Origin of the sequence: Maricaulis sp. (assembly GCF_039978735.1) — a bacterium.
Classification (GTDB): domain Bacteria; phylum Pseudomonadota; class Alphaproteobacteria; order Caulobacterales; family Maricaulaceae; genus Maricaulis.
Window position 1 is genome coordinate 17,270 of sequence record NZ_JBDWAS010000014.1, and the last position, 14,019, is coordinate 31,288.

A 14,019-nucleotide genomic window follows, 5' to 3' on the forward strand; every position below is an offset into this window, starting at 1 on the left:
GGATCAGCGGCCCGAGGGCTCGCCCGGCTTGTTGAGGGTGAGCCCCATCCGGGTCGCGTGCCAGGACGCCTCGGCGCGTGAAGAGATGCCCAGCTTGCGATAGATCGACTTGATGTGGCTGGCCACCGTGCTCTCGGCGAGATCGAGACTGGCCGCCACATCGACATTGCGATGACCGCGTCCGATCAGTCCGAGCACTTCCTTTTCCCGCGCCGTGAGCTCTTCCTCCGGATCGGCCGCCGGGCCGGTATAGCGGAAATGTTCCATGATGCGCCGGGCGATCGAGGGCGACAGCGCCGGCGTCCCGTCGGCCAGGCGTTTCAGCTGCGCGGTGAGCAGATCGGCCGGATTTTCCTTGAGCAGATAGCCTTCCGCGCCGGCCGACAGCGCAGCGACGATATGCGCGTCATCGCCCATCACGGTCGTGACGATGGGCACGGCGTCGGGGCAGACAAGTTTCAGGCTGCGCAGCACCTCCAGTCCCGAACCGTCGGGCAGGCCGAGATCGATCAGGGCGAGGTCGAAATCCGCACTGGCAGCCGCTGCGGCCAGGCCGCCGCGCATGCTGGCCGCCTCCTCGATGGAGCAGCCGGGAAAGGCGTTCTCGGCTATCTCGCACAGCCAGCGCCGGGTCTGGGCGACATCCTCGACGATCAGGATACGTTTCATGCCGGCACTCCGGGCTGTTTCAGCGGAAAGCGGATCTCGATCCGTGTCCCGTCGGGCGAGCTGTCGCATGTCATTCGTCCTCCCAGAGTCTCGCTCCGGCTTTCAATGTTGGAGAGACCATTGCCGGCGCGGACGCTCTTGCGGTCAAAGCCGTGGCCATTGTCGGCAATAACGAGGTGCGCCCTGCCGGTTTCGCGGCCCAGTTGAACCGACAGGCGCGAGGCGCCTGAATGGCGGATCGTGTTGCTGACGGCCTCGCGGATGATGGACCGCAGCGCATGGGTGGCCGAGGTCGACAGATCCGGCGTTTCGCCGATGTCGTTTTCCCAGATGAGCTCGATCCCGACGGCGCCGAGGCGTTCGGCTGTTTCAACACGCAGGTCTGCGAGGGTTTCGTCGAGGTCGAGCCCAGGAGTGGCGGCATTGTTGATGATGTCGCGCAGGTCGGTCAGCGTTTCGCGGATCATCAGATCCTTGCGGTCATGATCGCTGGAGTGCAACGCGCCGAGCAGCTGGGCGCCGATATTGTCGTGCATGTCGCGCGCAATGCGGCTGCGCTCCTCGGCGACGCCCCGGTCGTATGACCGGCGGCTTTCTTCGGCATAGGCCATCAGCTCGATCAGCTGGCGTGCGGTGGCGAGATGCGCGGGCGAGAACAGGGCGCGGCCCCGCCAGGGATGGCGCAGGATGAGGGCGGGATGTCCCGGCGTTGACGGCAGCCGCATTTCAACGCCGTCCTCGCGGATTTCGGGCTGGTCGACCCCGCTGTCGGCCTCGGCGATCTCCAGCGGGGCAAACAGCCGGTCGAGCAGGCTGCGCCAGCGGTGGTGCCGGCTGCGTCCCGATGCGCCGAAGGCCGTGTCGACCACGGCGAGGAAAAGCTCGTCCTGCTTCAGGCCGGGCCGGGGCAGGATGCGGCGGCCGATCACATCGCGCAGCGGCAGGTAGATCAGTGCTGTCGCCAGTAGCGACACGCCGAAGGCCGGGCCGGGGTCGATCGCGATCAGCGAGACCAGAACGGCGTCGATGGCGACCAGCACAATGGCACCGGCCGCGTAGAACAGGATGCGATAGGCCCAGTCGCCCAGTTCGAACAGGCGGAAGCGCTGCAGCCCCGCGGCGACGCCGATATAGATCAGAAGAAAGAAGGCGAAGGAGTAGTGTGAATCCATGGGCGCCGGGATCCCCAGCACGCCGGGGATTGCGGTCAACGTGATGAAGCCGCCGGCACCGAACAGCACGGCGAGACCGAACCAGATTGCCACGGCGCGCGCCTTGGGATCGCGGCCGGTCACGGCGATCTGGGCCGCGACGGCGAGGCAGATCGTCAGCATCTCGACCGTTGTGAGAAGATGGATGTTGTAGATCGGCTCCGTCCGGCCCTGCAGCGCGCCAGCTATGCCGATCACGGTCCACAGACCGAAGAATGACGCACTGCCGACGGCGAGAACGCGCCGGTAGGGCAGGCGGCCGGGATAGCAGATGAACAGTGCCGTCATGGCGATGCCGAACATCGAGGCGCCAACGCCGTTCAGGCCGATCAGCGCCAGGAAAACCGTGTCGGGCACGGGCGCCATCGACTCGCGCAACGGCGCCGGTGCGTATGTGAAACACATGGTCGCGATGCCGCTGAGCACGAAGAGCCGCGTTGCGGTGTCCCGGGGTCTCAGGGCCCAGACCCAGCCCGACACGGCGAGCGATCCGAATCCGATCACGATCTGGATCCAGAACACATGGGAAAGATCGGTCACCGGCCGGAGCGGATCGCCGGGAATCGCCGGTCTCATGGCGGCCCAGATCACAACGAGGCTCGCCGCGAGCCCGGCCACAAGCAATGCGGCCAGTCGCGTATTCGGTGTCAGGCGAGTGCGGCTCGTAGGCATGCGTCTAACGTCTTCCCCCGGCTTCCTCCGGCGTGTCGTCTCACGCTTATAACGGCAGGCCGCCCCTTGGCCGCTCCCCCGATCAGGGGATGGCCGCTGCCGATTACACTTCGATAACTTCGTGAAATCCACCGGCAAACGCTCTGCCAGGTCTGGCGGCGGGGCACAGGAGGGGACATGAAACGCATTCTGCAAATCATTGCGACCATCGGTGTCGCCGCGAGCCTGACCGCTTGCGCCTCGCTCGTTACCGGCGGTCCGCTGGTGCGTCCGGGCGAGCCGACCGGCGTTCTGGAGATCGTCAACGGGTCGAGCCGGACCTTTACCGCAATCCTCATCTCCAACTGTTCGGCCGCAAGCTATGGCCTCAACCGTCTGCCGTCCGGTGTAACGGTGCCGCCGGGACGCTCCTACCGCTTCACGGTTTCGGCCGGTTGCTGGGATGTGGATGCGGGGCTGGCCTATAATGAAGCCCGCTTCCGCACGCGGGTTCCTGCCGGCCGGCTGGTCCGCCACACCGTTGTCGACGGGCGCTAGCCGACGACAATCAGCTTCCGGCGTCCAGACTTGCGGTGAGAGCCGCCAGTTCCGGTACGATATCGCTGACCCGCACCTCGCGCTCGAGAACCCCGGACAGGGCCGGCGGCAGGTCGACCTTCCGGCCGATGACCGGTTCGACGATATCGGCGAATTTTCCGGGGTGGGCGGTTGCGGCGACAATCCAGGGCCGGGCCTTGCGCTCGGCTTCGGGCAGGCGTGCATGGGCTTCCAGACCGGTCGCCGTGTGCGGGCAGGCAATATAGCCGCTGTCCTTGAACGTCGTCCGCAGGCGGGCACGGATCGTGTCGTCGCCGATGCATTCCACGCCGGCGATCTGGCCACCGTCGAACCCGTCCAGGCGCTCGAAATTGCTCGGCGCGCCGACGTCCATCGCATTGGCAATGGTCGCAATCGATGCGCGCGCTGAATAGCGGCCCGAGGAGAACCAGTCGGACAGGGTGGTGTTGGCGTTGGTGGCCAGCACGATCGGACCGATCGGCAGGCCGCAGGCCCGTGCCAGGATGGCAGCAAAGGCATTGCCCAGATTGCCTGTGGGGATGACGAGGCCGGGCTTCATCCCGGTCTCGGCTTCCATGTCGAGCGCGGCGCGGGACCAGTAGACCATTTGCGGCAGCAGGCGGCCGATGCTGATCGAGTTGGCCGAGGTCAGGGCATGCTTTGCGGTCAGGCCGGCATCGGCAAAGGCCGCCTTGACCAGGGCCTGGCAGGCGTCGAAATCGCCGGCCGCGCGGAGTGCCGATACGGGCGGCTTCCAGCAGCACAGCTGGTGTTCCTGGAAGGCCGAGATGCGGCCTTTTGGAAACAGGATGACGGCACGCACGCCGGGCACGCCTTCGGCCGCACAGCCGACGGCCCCGCCTGTATCGCCCGAGGTGGCGACCAGAACCGTGACCGGAGCGTCGGTATTCTGGCCCAGGGCGCTGAAACTGCGGAACAGAAAACGGGCACCGAAATCCTTGAAGGCGCCGGTCGGGCCATGAAACAGTTCGAGCACGGCCGGCCCATTATCGCTCGATTGCGGGGTGACGCAGGGCGCCGGAAAGTCGAACGCATCGCGGCAGATGTCCGGTATGGCGCCCGCCAGCGGCGAGCCCTCGAAGAAGGGGGCGAGCAGGCGTGCGCCCAGATCGCCGAGCCCCGGCGTGTCGGCGAAGTCGCCGGTGGCGAAGGCAGGCAGGCTTTCAGGCAGGTAGAGGCCGCCATCGGGTGCCGCGCCGGCCTTGAGCGCGATGTCGGCGGTGACGGCAGGCGCGTTGCCGCGGGTGGAGTGAAACAGCATGAGCGGCACTATCCCTTTTGGGGTTCGATCCGGAGCCCGGGGGAATTCAGCGGGGCATCATAGGCGGTTGCCGGACATCCGGCTGCAGCAAAGGCTGCGGCCATGGCTGTACGCGTGGCGTCGAGGTCGGCCACCCGGGTCCAGGCGAAGACGGACGGGCCGGAGCCGGAGAAGGAGCAGCCCAGCGCGCCGGCTTCAAGCGCGGCGGCCTGGACCGGTGCCAGTTCGGGCAGCAGGCTGGCCCGTTGCGGTTCGATGAAGATATCGCGCAGGCCGCTGGCCACGAGGTCGAGATCGCCGCTGGCGCAACCGGCCACGAAGCTGGCCATGTTGCGCGAATGCTCGACGGCAATGTCCTTGGAGATCTGCGGCGAGAGGAGTTCGCGTGCAGCCTGGGTCTCGATCTTGCGCTGGGGGTGGAAGACCACGCAGGCGATCCCCTCGGGCAGGGGCAGGCGCCGGATCAGGGGCGGGTCGAGACGGGCCGCCAGGACGAGGCCGCCCAGCAGCGCCGCCATGACATTGTCCCAGGGCGGCGGGTCGGCGGAGACCTTCTCGCCTTCCATGGCCAGGGGCAGGAGTTCGATGTCGGAAAAGGGCTTGTCGAGCAGTGCATTGGCGGCGCCGGCAGCCGCGACGGCCGAGGCGGCGGAACCGCCCATGCCGGCACTCAGCGGCACGCCCTTGTGCACATCGATCCGCAGGCCGAAATCGGCCTTCGCGGCATCAAGCACGGCCGCGGCTGCGGCGAGGGCACAATTGCGCTCCGGTTCGGCCGGCAGGCTGTCGACCAGGCCCGAAACCGAGCCGAGCCGCACACCGGGCTGGTCTTCCCGTGTCGCGCAGACTTCGTCACGCACGGCGTCGAAGGCGAGGCCGAGCACGTCGAAGCCGACCCCGACATTCCCCACACTGGCGGGCGCGCTGGCGCGGGCCGCCGGATTTGCTGTCGTCATGCCACCTGTCCCGTCGACATTCGGCGGATATGGCTAAGCGGATTCTCCGGTACGGGCGACGCCTCGGCCTCGCCGGTGAGATAGGAGCGCTGGATGTCCATGATATCGGCAAAGACCGCTTCCGCCGTCGGCCAGCGGCCGGCGCCCTTGCCGCGCAGGGAAACCGTCTTCTGCGGCAGCTTCACGAGGAAGCCATTGCCTTCATTGACCAGTCCGGCCAGCGGGTGATCCGGCTCCAGGGCGACGATTTCGACGCGTGCCTCGACGCGTCCGTCCGGGGTCGCTTCGCAGCGGGCGATCTGTTTGAACACCATGCCCTTCTCGTTGACGGCGCGGATCCGGTTGCCGTCGAGATCGTTCAGGCTTTCCTTCTCGATCTGGCTGGGGTGCAGCGTGACGCCGAAGGCGTGGTGGGCCAGCAGGACCAGCTTGTCGGCGGCATCATGACCGTCGAGATCGGTGCTGGGGTCGGCCTCGGCAAAGCCCAGTCGCTGGGCTTCGCTGACGGCGTCGGCGAGACGTGTGCCCTGTTTGAGCTGGTCGAAGATGAAATTGCACGTGCCGTTCATCACGCCTTCCACGGCGAGGATTTCGCCATTGCGGCCGAGCAGGTCGACCAGTTCCAGGATCGGAACGCCGCCGCCGATAGCCGCCGAATAGCGCAGCTGCCGTCCCTGCTGGCGGGCGAGGTCGTTGAGGCGGTCGATATCGAGGGCCACCACGGCCTTGTTGGCGGTGACAAGATGGCTGCCGTCGCGCAGCACGGTCTGGCTCAGCGCGCGGGCCGTATCCGTACCGCCCAGCGTTTCCACCACAATGTCCGGCGTTCCGGCGAGGGCGACGGCCGGGTCGTCGGTGAATTCGAGCGGCCGATCGCAGGCGGCTGCATGCTTGGCCGGGTCGCGTACGAGAACCGGAGCGAGCTCGAACCGGCCGGGATGGGCAAGCAGATGGGAGCACACGCCGGCACCGACGGCGCCATGGCCCAGCACGGCGACTTTCAGCTTGCGCGCGGCCGGAACCGGGCCCGGGCGTTGCTGCACGCGTCCGGCAATGCGCGTCGCATAGGGACGCCCCAGAGCGGCGACCTCGATCACGACCTGGTTGTCGCGCGCCCGGAAGATCGCCTTTTCCTGAACGAGACCCCGGCTCACGCGGACCGCCTCGTCATAGTCCAGCTGGTCGAGGCGTTCGGCATCGGCAACCCTGGCCGGATCATCCGTGTAGACCCCGTCGACATCCTTGATCAGCCGGACCCGGTCGGCATCGAGCCAGTGCGCGAACTCGACCGCCGTCAGATCCGTCCCGCCACGACCCAGCGTGACCGGCCCTGCAACACCTTCCCCGAAGAAGCCCGGCGCGACGATCACGTCGGCGCTTTCGAAATGCGCCAGGACGCGGTCGGAATCGAGACCCGTGAGATTCGCGTCGAGCGGTTCGCCATCGGCCATCAGACCCATTTCATGCGGATCGAGCACGGCAGAGGGAATGCCGGTTCGCTCCAGCGCCAGACCCATCAGCGCTGCAGACTTCAGCTCGCCGCACCGGACCAGCCGGGCCATCAGGCCGTCGCTGGACCCCTGACCGACATCGCCACCGACGGCAAACAGGGCGTCGGTTTCACCTTCCAGGGCCGACACGACCGCGACAACCTTCTCGCCGGCACGCGTGTGGCGATAGATTTCGTGAGCGGCGCGGACATAGTCGTCGGGCTTCTGGAGGACGGAGCTTCCGAATTTGAGAACGCAAAGCTTCAGCGGTTTTCGGGCATCGAGGTCGAGGGGCATGGGTCTGGGTCCTTTGGGTCTTTTCGGGTCTGGCTGATGGGTGAAGAGTGAATTTCGGGCACAAAAAAACCCGCTCGCCGGGGCCGGGGAGCGGGGTCGGTGTGTTGCGGTTTTCTGGTCCGCTAACGCACGCCGGCCGCCCCCCGTGTCCAGGAGGTGGTCATAATGGTGGTCGTGGTGGTACCGAGGCCGCCGGGCATGGCGCCGCCGCGACCGGACAGACCGGTGACGGTCTGGGTCTGAAGGCCGGCGATGTTCATGGCGTCGAGCGTCATGACGGGTCCATCCCTGCGGCAGCGGCGTGCTGCGCTTGCGAAGTCACCCTAGGAAGGCTCATTTGCTCCGGCGGGTCAAACAAATTTTGCTCTGGAGGTGCTTTTTCACCGAACTGACGCAATTTTTTGGCTGAAACCTGGTGCGCCAGCCCTGGTGAAATCCGGAATAAAATTTCTGCACCGACAGCTTTGCCGAAGATTGTCCTGAAAAATCCCGTTCTGGGTATCGGAATGTGAACGTCATCAATCGGCAGGCCTGTGCCGGTTCTTCCGGGGGGCAGACACAAAAAGACCCCGGCTGATGGCAGCCGGGGTCCTTCAATCCGGAAGGCGGAAGACCTATTCGGCCGCGGTTTCCAGCGTCTTTTCACGCGCCGGCAGCTTGGGCGCGGCGGCGCGGACATAGGCCGCCACATTGTCCTCGAACTTGGTGAAGTTCTCGACGAACATGGTCACCAGCTTGGCGGCCTGGGCGTCATAGGCGGCCGGGTCGGACCAGGTCGCGCGTGGGTCAAGGATGGCCTCATCGACACCGGGAACCGCGATCGGCACCATGAAGCCGAACAGCTTGTCCTCACGGAAGGCGGCATTGTTCAGCGAGCCGTCCAGTGCGGCATTGAGCAGGCCGCGCGTCGCCCTGATAGGCATGCGGTGGCCGGTGCCATAGGCGCCGCCGGTCCAGCCGGTATTGACCAGCCAGCAATCGACATCGTGTTCGGCGATCAGCTCGCGCAGCAGGGCGCCGTAATCGGCCGGGTGGCGCGGCATGAAGGGCGCGCCGAAACAGGCCGAGAAGGTCGCGGTCGGCTCGGTGACGCCCTTTTCCGTGCCGGCCACCTTGGCGGTATAGCCGGACAGGAAGTGATACATCGCCTGGGCCGGGGTCAGCTTGGCGATCGGCGGCAGCACGCCGAACGCGTCGCAGGTCAGCATGACCAGGTTTTTCGGATGTCCGCAGCGGCCGGTCGCCGACGCGTTCGGAATGGCGTGCATCGGATAGGCGCCGCGGCTGTTCTCGGCCAGGCTGTCATCGTCCAGATCGAGCTGGCGCGTTTCCGGATCCATCACGACGTTTTCCAGCACCGTGCCCCACATCTTCGTGGTGGCATGGATCTCCGGCTCGGCTTCGGCCGACAGGCGGATCATCTTGGCGTAGCAGCCGCCCTCGAAATTGAAGAGGCCGTTCTCCGACCAGCCGTGCTCGTCATCGCCGATCAGCGTGCGGCTGGCATCGGCCGACAGCGTGGTCTTGCCGGTGCCGGACAGGCCGAAGAAGATCGCGGCATCGTCCTGGCTGCCGACATTCACCGAGCAGTGCATCGGCATGATCTTCTTCTTGGGCAGCAGGTAGTTGAGGATGGTGAAGACCGATTTCTTCGTCTCGCCGGCATAGGACGTGCCGCCGATCAGGACCAGCTTGCGCGCGAAATCGACCGCGATCACCGTTTCCGAGCGGCAGCCATGGCGCGCGGGGTCGGCCTGGAAGCTGGGCAGGTTGACGATGGTGAACTCGGCTTCGAACCCGTCCAGCTCGGCCGGTTCCGGACGGCGCAGCAGGTGGCGGATGAAGAGGGAGTGCCAGGCCAGCTCGTTGACGACGCGCACCGGCAGGCGGTGATCGAGATCGGCGCCGCCGAACAATTGCTGGACGAAGACTTCCTTGCCGTCCATGTGCGCCTTGAAGTCCTGCCACAGCGTGTCGAACTGTTCGGGCGTGATGGACGCATTGGTATCCCACCAGACCTGGTTCTCGGTCTCCGCATCGCGGACGGTGAACTTGTCCTTGGCGGAGCGGCCGGTATGGGTGCCGGTCTTCACGACCAGCGGGCCGCCCTCGGCGACTTCACCCTCGCCACGGCGCACAGCCTCCTCATAGAGACGGGCCTCGTTCCAGTTCAGATTTACGCGGCCGGCATTGACGCCAAGGGCTTTGAGCCCGCCATCACGCGTATCGGAGTTCGACATGTTTCCTGCTTCCCCAGTGTGGTCAGTCTGCTCGCTCTTCATGGTTCCGGTCCGGACCGTGTCGGGCCGGGCGCCGGTGAGCCACTCACCTGTTTGCGGGCGCTTGTGTGAAACGGGACTGTTCGCGCACCCTGTTATCGCCGATCCCGGGAGCAAGACGCTTGCCACACGGGTCGAACGGTTTTGGTATTCCGGCGGTAGCAGATCGTCCGGGGGCAGAAAAGCCCTTCGGTCACGCCGGAAATTGAAAGTGAAGGATGGGGAACGAAATGGTATCGCAAAAACTCCTGGCATGTGCCGCAATTGCTTCGGTTTTTTCTGCCTCGTCTGCTTTTGCACAGGAAACGCCTGCGTCGTCTGAGCGCAATGTCCGCTTCATGCAACTGGCGCTGGATTGCGTGCAGCGCGAATATCCCAACAAGATCTCGCATGTGCTGCAATCCGGCGAGGACGCGCTGACCCCGCGGCAACTCTATCCGGCTTTCTATGGTTGCTATGACTGGCATTCGGCAGTCCACGGCCACTGGCTGCTGGTCCGGCTGTTGCGCGAGGCCGGAGACGGTGAGCTGGCCGACCGCGCGACAGCGGCACTCGATGCCAATCTGACGCCGGGGAATATTGCCGGCGAAGTGGCCTATTTCGGCGGCGAGGGGCGCGGCTCGTTCGAGCGGCCCTATGGTCTGGCCTGGCTGCTGCAGCTTGGTCTGGAACTGCGCGAATGGGACGATCCGCGGGCCGAACGCTGGCTGGCGGCGCTGGCGCCGCTCGAGACGGCGGTGGCCGACCGGTACAAGGCCTGGCTGCCCAATCTGCTCTATCCGATCCGGATCGGCACGCACAACCAGTCGGCCTTCGGCTTCGCGCTGGCGCTGGACTGGGCGCGGGCGACCGGTGATGTCGCGCTGGAAAGGCTGATCGTCGACAAGGCGCGCGAATTCCATATCGAGGACCGCGACTGTCCGATCGCCTATGAACCGTCCGGCGAGGACTTCCTGTCTCCCTGCCTGATGGAGGCGGATCTCATGCGGCGCGTGATGCCGCAGGCCGAGTTCGCGAACTGGCTGGGCAGTTTCCTGCCGGGCATCCCGGAGGACGGGTCCGCCGACTGGCTGGAACCCGGACGGGTCGTCGATCCGACCGATGGCAAGCTGGTCCACCTGGACGGCGTGAACCTGTCGCGCGCCTGGAATCTCGATGCGATCGCCCATGCCCTGCCGCCGGGCGATCCGCGTATCGCAGCCCTGCGGGCCAGCGCGCAGCGCCATGGCGAGGCGGGTATCGCCTCGGTGACGGGTGAGGATTATGCCGGCGGACACTGGCTCGCGAGCTTTGCGACCTACTACGTGACGGGCCGCGCGCTCGACGCACCGGGATGGCGCGCCGTGCCGTCCGCCGGCGAGGATGGCTGAGATCAGCTGGTCGGGCAGTCCGGGGTCGGTTTGACCGGCTCTTCGCGCTTGATGTCGTCGGGCAGGGGGATGTGTTCCTGTTCGTCCGGCGGCAGGATGAAGCGTCCCCCGGCCGGGAAACCGGCTTCGGCCGCCGCGACCCAGTCACGCTTGGCCGCGTCGATATCGGCTTCGTCGCTGGCAACGAAATTCCAGTAGATGTGCCGGCCGCCCAGGGGGGCGCCGCCACAGATCATGATGCGGCTGGGCGATTGCGCGCCCAGCTCCGGCGCCGTGCCCGGTTCGATCACGGCCATTTCACCCGGTTCGAGCGCCTGGCCGTCGACGGTCACAGCGCCTTCCACGAGATAGACTGCCACGTCGTCATGCTCGAGATTGAGCTTGGTCGAGGCGCCCGCCCGCAATTCGCCGTGCAGGTAGACGATGGGCGAGAACACCTCGACGGGAGACCGGTGCCCCCACGCCGTGCCGAGGATCAGCCGGAAATCGCCGCCGTCGCGCTCGAAGCGCGGCAGGGTCTCGGCCTTGTGGTGATGGAAGGCCGGCTCGATCCCTTCCTTGTCCGAGGGCAGGGCGACCCAGGTCTGGATGCCGTAGAGGCGGTGCCCGGCAGCCCGTTCCTCGTCCGGTGTGCGTTCGGAATGCACCACGCCGCGGCCGGCCGTCATCCAGTTCACATCGCCGGGGCGGATCGTCAGGTCGACGCCGAGACTGTCCTTGTGCTGCATGGCGCCGTCGAACAGATAGGTCACGGTGGCCAGGGCGATGTGGGGGTGAGGGCGCACATCGATGCCCTGGCCCGGCGCGAAGTCGGCCGGGCCCATCTGGTCGAAAAAGATGAAGGGCCCCACCATGCGGCGGCGCGCATAGGGCAGGACACGGCGGACTTCAAACCCGCCCAGGTCGCGCGTGCGGCCCTGAATGGTTCGTTCGATCTTGTTGTCCATCGTTTCGCTCCCATCTGTTGGTGACGGCTTTCACAGCCCCGGCCCTTGCGCCGGGGGCAAAGCGTTTCATAGTGACGCACCGAATGTGTGGGGAGGTAAGGATGAAAGCAATTGTCGCCCTTGGAATGACCATGTTTCTCACAGCGGAAACAATCGGTCAGGAGCGCCAGGACATTTCACCGGAAGCGGCCGCCACGGCGCGCACGCTGATGGAGACCGCGCTCGAAAGCGATCTGGCCTATGACATTGTCGAGTCGCTGACGACGGAAATCGGGCCGCGCCTTGCGGGCTCCGAAGCCGAGGAGCGTGCACGTGCCTGGGGCGCGGCGCTGGGGCAGGAACTGGGTTTCGACCGCGTCGAGGTCGAAGGCTTCACCATGCCCTTCTGGGATCGCGACAGCCTGTCCATCACCATGACCGCGCCCTACGAGATGGAGCTGCACGGTACGGCGCTGGGTGGTTCGGGGGCTGGCTCCGTTCAGTCCGAGATCGTGTATTTCCGCACCGTCGACGACCTGGTGGCCGCCGAAGACGGTTCGCTGGAAGGCCGCATTGCCTTCATCGATGGCGACATCATGGTCCGCAGCCAGGTCGGGGCCGGCTATGGCCCGGCCAATCAGCGCCGCCGCATCGGCTGGCAGCATGCCGAGCGCGCCGGCGCCTCGGCCCTGGTCGTCCGCTCGGTCGGCTCGGACAGCCACCGCTTCCCGCACACCGGCATGATGAGCGATCTGGACGGCAGCTGGGCCGACATCCCGGTGATCGCGGTCTCCAATCCCGATGCCGACCATCTGCGCCGCCTCCACAATAATGGCGAGGCCATCAGCCTGACGGTGAATTCCGTTGCCGGCTGGCACGGTGAAGTGACCAGCGGCAATGTGGTGCTGGACATTGTCGGGCGCGAAAACCCGGAAGAGATCGTGCTGATCGGCGGTCACCTCGACAGCTGGGATCTGGGCACGGGGGCTGTCGACGACGGGGCCGGTGTCGCGATCACTGTCGCGGCCGCCAAGCTGATCGCCGACCTGCCGCAACGGCCGCGCCGCACGATCCGCGTGGTGATGTTCGGGGCCGAGGAAGTCGGTCTGCTGGGCGCGCGTGCTTATGCCGAACAGCATGCCGATGAGGTGGCCAACCACGTGCTGGCAACCGAGTCGGATTTCGGTGCCCGGACCATCTGGCGCCTGTCCTCGAACGTCTCGGACGCCGGCACGCCGGTGATCGACGAGGTGGGCCGGGTTATCGCACCGCTGGGGATTATCCGCGGCGGCTCGAACGAGCCCGGCGGCGGCCCGGACATCATCCCGCTGGCCATGCAAGGCGTGCCGACCGTGCGCCTTGAGCAGAATGGCGAGGATTATTTCGACCTGCACCACACGCCGGACGACACGCTGGACAAGATCGATCCGGACGAGCTGGCCCAGAATGTCGCCGCCTATGCCGCTCTGGTTTACCTGGCGGCGGAGACGGATGTCGATTTTCGCGAAACGCCGGACGAAACGGCAAGCCAGTAGGCTCTGACCGCAAGCAGTCTGACAGGGAAAAGGCGGGAGCGTGGCTCCCGCCTTTTCATGACATCAGCGCCCGACGATCCCGTATTCGCCGCCGCGTTCCAGAGCGCGCACATAGGCGGGGCGATTGTGGATGCGTTCCAGCCAGGCCTGGATGGCTGGATAGGCCTTGCCGATACCGCCACGGGCTGCCGCCGCTTCCAGCGGGAAACTCATCTGGATGTCGGCGGCCGAGAAAATGTCGCCGGCGAACCAGTCACGCCCGGACAGTTCGGTCTCGATATAGCCGAAGATATTGTCGATCTCGGGCTGGACGAAACCGTCATTGAGCCGGGTCACGATCGAGCGCGCGATCAGTTTGGCGAAGAAGGGCATTTTCGCCTTGGCGATCTGGTCGACCACGAGTTTCACCAGCAGGGGCGGCATGGCCGAGCCTTCGGCGAAGTGCAGCCAGTAGACATAGCGCCGGTGATCGTCGCTGCCGGCTTCCGGCTTGAGGGCGGCACCGTATGTATCGACCAGATACTCCGTGATCGCACCGGACTCGGCGATGACGCGGTCGCCATCGGAAATCACCGGCGACTTGCCCAGCGGGTGAACCTCCTTGAGGGGCGCCGGCGCGCGCATGGTCTGCGCGTCGCGCTCATACTTGCGGATTTCATAGGTCTGCCCGATTTCCTCCAGCAGCCAGAGAATGCGCTGCGAGCGCGAATTGTTGAGGTGGTGCACCGTGATCATGGCTATCGTCCCGCGGGTTTCGTCACTTCCCGCGAAGAT

12 protein-coding genes are annotated in these 14,019 nt (G+C 66.0%); 3 read left to right on the forward strand and 9 right to left on the reverse strand.

Going from position 1 to position 14,019, the window contains the following annotated elements; translation table 11 throughout:
* Window positions 1-3: 3 nt before the first annotated feature.
* A complete protein-coding gene (locus ABJO18_RS03730; RefSeq protein WP_348507224.1) occupies window positions 4-669 on the reverse strand; it encodes a response regulator transcription factor in 666 nt (221 codons plus the stop codon).
* Window positions 666-2,552, reverse strand: a complete 1,887-nt coding sequence (locus ABJO18_RS03735; protein ID WP_348507225.1) for an ATP-binding protein — start codon at window positions 2,550-2,552, stop codon at window positions 666-668. The genes ABJO18_RS03730 and ABJO18_RS03735 overlap by 4 nt, the downstream gene beginning before the upstream one ends.
* 177 nt (window positions 2,553-2,729) lie before the next feature.
* Here ABJO18_RS03735 and ABJO18_RS03740 point away from each other — a divergent pair, with 177 nt between their 5' ends.
* Complete coding sequence (locus ABJO18_RS03740; RefSeq protein WP_348507226.1) at window positions 2,730-3,089, forward strand: hypothetical protein; 360 nt, start codon at window positions 2,730-2,732, stop codon at window positions 3,087-3,089.
* A 10-nt stretch (window positions 3,090-3,099) separates the two neighbouring features.
* Here the strand turns inward: ABJO18_RS03740 and thrC are convergent, their stop codons facing one another.
* The 5 genes from thrC to ABJO18_RS03765 form a co-directional block, all read right to left on the reverse strand.
* The gene (gene thrC, locus ABJO18_RS03745; protein WP_348507227.1) at window positions 3,100-4,392 is read right to left on the reverse strand and encodes a threonine synthase; all 1,293 of its coding nucleotides are present in this window, start codon (window positions 4,390-4,392) and stop codon (window positions 3,100-3,102) included.
* An 8-nt stretch (window positions 4,393-4,400) separates the two neighbouring features.
* Window positions 4,401-5,348 (reverse strand): homoserine kinase, encoded by a 948-nt coding sequence (locus ABJO18_RS03750; protein ID WP_348507228.1) that lies wholly within the window; start codon window positions 5,346-5,348, stop codon window positions 4,401-4,403.
* Window positions 5,345-7,135, reverse strand: coding sequence for a homoserine dehydrogenase (locus tag ABJO18_RS03755; RefSeq protein ID WP_348507229.1), 1,791 nt, complete (start codon window positions 7,133-7,135; stop codon window positions 5,345-5,347). Before ABJO18_RS03755 ends, ABJO18_RS03750 begins: the two co-directional genes overlap by 4 nt.
* Before the next feature lie 122 nt (window positions 7,136-7,257).
* Window positions 7,258-7,410: a hypothetical protein gene (locus tag ABJO18_RS03760; protein ID WP_271186038.1), complete on the reverse strand. Its 153-nt coding sequence runs from the start codon at window positions 7,408-7,410 to the stop codon at window positions 7,258-7,260.
* Window positions 7,411-7,749: 339 nt separating this feature from the next.
* Window positions 7,750-9,375, reverse strand: coding sequence for a phosphoenolpyruvate carboxykinase (locus ABJO18_RS03765; protein ID WP_348507230.1), 1,626 nt, complete (start codon window positions 9,373-9,375; stop codon window positions 7,750-7,752).
* 377 nt (window positions 9,376-9,752) lie between these two features.
* Between ABJO18_RS03765 and ABJO18_RS03770 the strand changes: the two genes are divergently transcribed.
* Entirely contained in the window at window positions 9,753-10,784 is a 1,032-nt protein-coding gene (locus ABJO18_RS03770; protein ID WP_348507231.1) for a DUF2891 domain-containing protein, read from the forward strand.
* 2 nt (window positions 10,785-10,786) lie between these two features.
* Here the strand turns inward: ABJO18_RS03770 and ABJO18_RS03775 are convergent, their stop codons facing one another.
* Window positions 10,787-11,731 carry a pirin family protein gene (locus ABJO18_RS03775; RefSeq protein ID WP_348507232.1) on the reverse strand — a complete coding sequence of 315 codons (945 nt, stop codon included), beginning with the start codon at window positions 11,729-11,731 and terminating at the stop codon, window positions 10,787-10,789.
* Window positions 11,732-11,832: 101 nt separating this feature from the next.
* Here ABJO18_RS03775 and ABJO18_RS03780 point away from each other — a divergent pair, with 101 nt between their 5' ends.
* Complete coding sequence (locus tag ABJO18_RS03780) at window positions 11,833-13,245, forward strand: M20/M25/M40 family metallo-hydrolase (protein ID WP_348507233.1); 1,413 nt, start codon at window positions 11,833-11,835, stop codon at window positions 13,243-13,245.
* 63 nt (window positions 13,246-13,308) lie between these two features.
* Here ABJO18_RS03780 and ABJO18_RS03785 read toward each other — a convergent pair whose 3' ends face one another.
* Window positions 13,309-13,980 carry a glutathione S-transferase gene (locus tag ABJO18_RS03785; RefSeq protein ID WP_348507234.1) on the reverse strand — a complete coding sequence of 224 codons (672 nt, stop codon included), beginning with the start codon at window positions 13,978-13,980 and terminating at the stop codon, window positions 13,309-13,311.
* Window positions 13,981-14,019 lie beyond the last annotated feature (39 nt).

Coding starts and splice junctions, on each gene's coding strand:
- ABJO18_RS03770 (WP_348507231.1), top strand. CDS start 9,753: ATGCAACTGGCGCTGGATTGCGTGCAGCGCGAATATCCCAACAAGATC.
- ABJO18_RS03775 (WP_348507232.1), bottom strand. CDS start 11,731: ATGGACAACAAGATCGAACGAACCATTCAGGGCCGCACGCGCGACCTG.
- ABJO18_RS03780 (WP_348507233.1), top strand. CDS start 11,833: ATGAAAGCAATTGTCGCCCTTGGAATGACCATGTTTCTCACAGCGGAA.
- ABJO18_RS03730 (WP_348507224.1), bottom strand. CDS start 669: ATGAAACGTATCCTGATCGTCGAGGATGTCGCCCAGACCCGGCGCTGG.
- thrC (WP_348507227.1), bottom strand. CDS start 4,392: ATGCTGTTTCACTCCACCCGCGGCAACGCGCCTGCCGTCACCGCCGAC.
- ABJO18_RS03785 (WP_348507234.1), bottom strand. CDS start 13,980: ATGATCACGGTGCACCACCTCAACAATTCGCGCTCGCAGCGCATTCTC.
- ABJO18_RS03760 (WP_271186038.1), bottom strand. CDS start 7,410: ATGACGCTCGACGCCATGAACATCGCCGGCCTTCAGACCCAGACCGTC.
- ABJO18_RS03750 (WP_348507228.1), bottom strand. CDS start 5,348: ATGACGACAGCAAATCCGGCGGCCCGCGCCAGCGCGCCCGCCAGTGTG.
- ABJO18_RS03765 (WP_348507230.1), bottom strand. CDS start 9,375: ATGTCGAACTCCGATACGCGTGATGGCGGGCTCAAAGCCCTTGGCGTC.
- ABJO18_RS03735 (WP_348507225.1), bottom strand. CDS start 2,552: ATGCCTACGAGCCGCACTCGCCTGACACCGAATACGCGACTGGCCGCA.
- ABJO18_RS03755 (WP_348507229.1), bottom strand. CDS start 7,135: ATGCCCCTCGACCTCGATGCCCGAAAACCGCTGAAGCTTTGCGTTCTC.
- ABJO18_RS03740 (WP_348507226.1), top strand. CDS start 2,730: ATGAAACGCATTCTGCAAATCATTGCGACCATCGGTGTCGCCGCGAGC.